The organism is Deltaproteobacteria bacterium, from assembly GCA_003696105.1.
Classification (GTDB): domain Bacteria; phylum Myxococcota_A; class Polyangia; order Haliangiales; family J016; genus J016.
This window is the reverse complement of record RFGE01000294.1, coordinates 1-3,853: the sequence shown is the minus strand read 5'-3', so window position 1 is coordinate 3,853 and position 3,853 is coordinate 1. Positions and strand designations below refer to the sequence as shown.

The window sequence follows — 3,853 nt, the reverse complement described above, 5'->3', positions numbered from 1 at the left end:
GCCGGGAGGTTCGCTGGTCGTGGCCGGACCGCCGGGGTCGGGGACGTCGCGGCTGCTGCGCGACGCGTGCGCCGACGCGGCCGCAGCCGGCGCCCGCGTCTTCCTGGCTGCTCCCGACCCGAGCGGCCTGCGTACGCCGTACTACCCGATGCGATCGATCCTCGCCGCCGTGCTCGACCTGCCGCCGGTCTGCCCGTATGACGCCCTGGGCGAGGCGGTCGAGCGCGTCGGCGCGTCGCGCCGCGATCTGCCCGGGCTCGCCGAGATATTCGGCCACTCGTCGGCGCTGCGCGAGCTCGAGCCGATCGTCCGGAGGCGCGAGGCGCACGCGGCCGCACTGCGCACGCTGGCCGCGGCCGCCGAATCCACTCCGCTCGCGCTCGTGTTCGAGGACGCGCACCGGTACGACGGGGCCAGCGTGAACCTGCTGCGGAGGCTGCTACAGGATGGCGCGGGGGCCGCGCGAATCGCCGTCACGTGCACGTCGGAGTTCGCGCGCCGCATGGGCGTGCAGGCCGACATCGAACTCGGCCCGCTGTCCAACGAGGCGCTCGTGGCCATCGCGCAGCACGTGCAGAGCGCGGTCGACAACGACGCCATGCCGTCCGTATCCGATCTGATCGCGCACACCGATGCGTCGCCTTCGCACGTCGCCCATCTCATCCGCTACGCCATCGAGGGCGGCCACGTGGATGCGGCGCCAATGGCGCTGGCGGACCTGGTCGCCGCGCGCGTCGAACTCCTGTCGCAGCCGGCGCGCCGCGTGCTGCAGGCCGCCGCCGCGCTCGGCGCCGAGACCACGCGCGAGCGCATCGCTGCCGTGCTCGACCAACCGGTCGACGAGTTGACCGACGCCCTGGCTCAGCTCGACGCGCGCGCGCTGGCGGTCCTCGACGGCGACGTGGTGTGGTTCCCGCACCAACTCGTCAGGCGCGTGGCGTATGCGGCGACGCCGGCGCACGTGCGTCGCGAACTGCACGCCGCCATCGTCCGCACGTTGGATGACCAGGCGGTCGACCCCGCGGTTGCTGGCCACCACTGCGAACAGGCCGGGCAGCTCGAGCGGGCGGCGGAGCTGCTGTCGATCGCCGGCGACGCGGCCGCCGACGCGCTCGACGACGCGGCGGCGTGCGACCTGTACAACCGCGCGCTCGCCTGCTCTCGCGCACTGCTGCTCGCGTCGGGCGACCCCAACGTCACGGCGCTGTTCGTCGAGACGGCGGTCAAGCTGGCCGAGGCGCTCCGGGTGGCGGGCGAGCTCGCGCTCGCGCGCGGCGTCATCGTGGAAGCGCGCGACCGCGCGCACGGCAGCCCGGCGCTGGAAGCCCAGCTCGTGCGAGCCAGCGCGCACCTGTCGCTGGCCGAAGACGACCTCGAACGCGCGATCGCCACCATGCGCTCGGCCGTCGGCCTCGCCATCGCCTCGGGCGACGCCGTGGTCGTCGGCGACATGTACCTGGACCTCGCTGCGCTATACACGCGCGCCGGCAACGCCCGTCGAGCCGTGGACGAGTTGACCGAGGCCGTCGACCTCGTGACCCTGGGCGAAGGTCCGAGCAGCACATCCGGTCCAACCAACTTGTGGCACCTGCTGCTGCGACTCGCGCACGGCTTGCGCGGCCTGCGGCGCATCACGGACGCGATCGCCGCCGCCGAGCACGCGCTGCGCCACGCCGAGCGCGCCCGATCGGCGATCGGCCGCGCTCGCTGCCAGGCCCTGTTGGCCGACTTGTTCGAGCTGGCCCACGACTACGACGCGGCGGCCCGCCACCGCGAAATGGCCGTGGAGGCAATGCGCCGCATCGGCGACCGACGCGGCACAGCCGAGCTGTTGCTCGCGGGCGCATCCGCGACCCGGTCGATGTTGCGCATCCGCGCCGACGCGATGCGCGAGGCGCGCGAACTCGCCCGCGAGATCGGCTGGCGCGAGGGCGAACGCCGCGCCGAGGCCGCCGGCGACTGAGCGGCGGCGAGCGACCCCGCGCATTGCGGGCCCGCGTCTCCGAGGATCGGCAGTCCCCGGCCGTCCTTGCCGCTCGCCGTCGAATCGCGCCGCGCAATGCAGGGGCCCCCCCGCGCGCGGATGGAGCGGCGAGACGACAACCGCAGTAGGCGGCGGACGCGTGACGGCCGGCGGCGCGGCCGGTCGTCCAGGCGTCGACCGAGCGCGGCTCGCGGTGCGCCACCACGCGGTCGATCGCGTCACCGATCCGCCGTCCGCCGCAGCCCCCCGCAACCGAGTGACCCGGGCCGCGGCGGATCGGCCGTGTCGGTGGCGTGTACGATCGCGCGCACGCCGAGTCGCCGAGTCGAAGATCGGCCTGTACGAGGCAGGTGACGCCGTCGATGGGGCCGCGGTGGACCGCCGGCGACCGCGAAGCTCGCGACGCCCGCAAAGCTCGCGACGCCCGAGCGGGCCGCATGGAGCCACGAACGCCGACTTCTCGGTCCTCTCACCCCTCCGCCGGCCGCGACCGAACGGAACTATAATCAGCGGCAATCGGCGTCGGCCGCGGAACACGACGAATCGATTGTAGATAACTCGCGAGCCGGGTCAGCGGTCCCGGCGGCGCCGACCGGCACACAAGACGGCGCGATCCATGCCTTTGCTACCCGAGCTACACGACAATCCCCGCGCCGAGCGCGCCGCTGCCGTCACCGCCGTCTCGGCCCTGGTGTTCCTTACCCTCGTCCTTCAACTCGCCCTCGACATCGACGGGGTATTGGACACGGACACCATCAACTTCGGGCTTGCCGCTTTTCGCTTCGATATCACGGACCATCAGCCGCATCCCCCGGGATACCCCGGCTACGTTCTATTCCTCAAGGTCATACACCTTCTCTTTCCGAACCTCGGCCCGATCGACGTCGCCAAGTGGGGCAGCCGCCTTTGCGGTATGGCGACGGTCTGCGCCGCCTACTGGGTCGGGACGCGTAGTCTCTCCGATGAAGCCGCTCCCGGCCGCGGGCGTCCCCTCCTCTGTGCCGTCGTCGCGGCGTTCCACCCGGTGATCTGGTACTACGGCGCCGACGGTCAGTCTCACGCGGCCGAAGCGCTGCTGACTCTCCTCCTGTTCGGCGCCAGCGTGGCGGTGAAGGCGCGTTCGGACCTCCGCTCGCGCCTCCTGCTGGTGATCGCCTTCGGCCTCGCCGGATCCGTCCGCCCGACCATTCCGCTCCTTTCGAGCCCGCTGCTCGTATGGGTGTTTTGGCGGCGCCCCGTGCGCGACTGGGTCATCGCGATGGGGACCGGCGTCGCCGCAACTGCGTCTTGGTATGTGCCGCTCATCGTCGCATCCGGCGGCTGGGAACTCTACACGAGGGCGCAGCGTGCCCTCGTGTTCGACCTGTTTTTGAAGAACTACAGCCTATTTGCCACCGAAGAGCCGCGCCTGGCTCTGTTCAACGCCACCGTCGCCGTGCAATACGCCGCTTTGAGCCTGCTTCCTCTGTTGGCCTGGGGTGGGCGCCGCCCGCCGTGGCAACGCGCTTTCGCCGCGGTGATCGTAACGAACGTCGTGTTCTACGCTGTCGTCTATATCGCCGAGGCGGGATACCTGTCCGGCGTCGCGGCTCTCGCGTGTCTCGTCCCGGCGACCTTCCAGTGCCCACTCCGTCTCCACACCCGCCTTCGCCTCGCGGCCGCCATCGTCATGGGGTTGGTTTTCACTACCCTGGGCCCGGGGGATATGCCGATCCTGGGCACACCGTTCCGCGCGTGGATCCCGACGATCCAGCATACGGTGGACGTGGAAACGGTCGAGCACTTCTACCGCGACCGCGTATGTCGTGCGGCGCGCGGCGAGCCGGCGCTCGTCATCACGGACAACCCCAACACGACGCACACGCACCT

The 3,853-nt window shown here is 71.5% G+C and carries 2 protein-coding genes; both read left to right on the top strand.

The annotated features are described in order from the left end of the window. The first annotated feature begins 19 nt into the window (after positions 1-19). On the top strand, positions 20-1,963 hold the full coding sequence (locus D6689_18715; protein ID RMH38755.1) for a hypothetical protein: 1,944 nt from the start codon (positions 20-22) through the stop codon (positions 1,961-1,963). A gap of 637 nt (positions 1,964-2,600) precedes the next feature. Next, positions 2,601-3,853 (top strand): DUF2723 domain-containing protein (locus D6689_18710; protein RMH38754.1); only part of this gene is annotated, 1,253 nt, incomplete at its 3' end.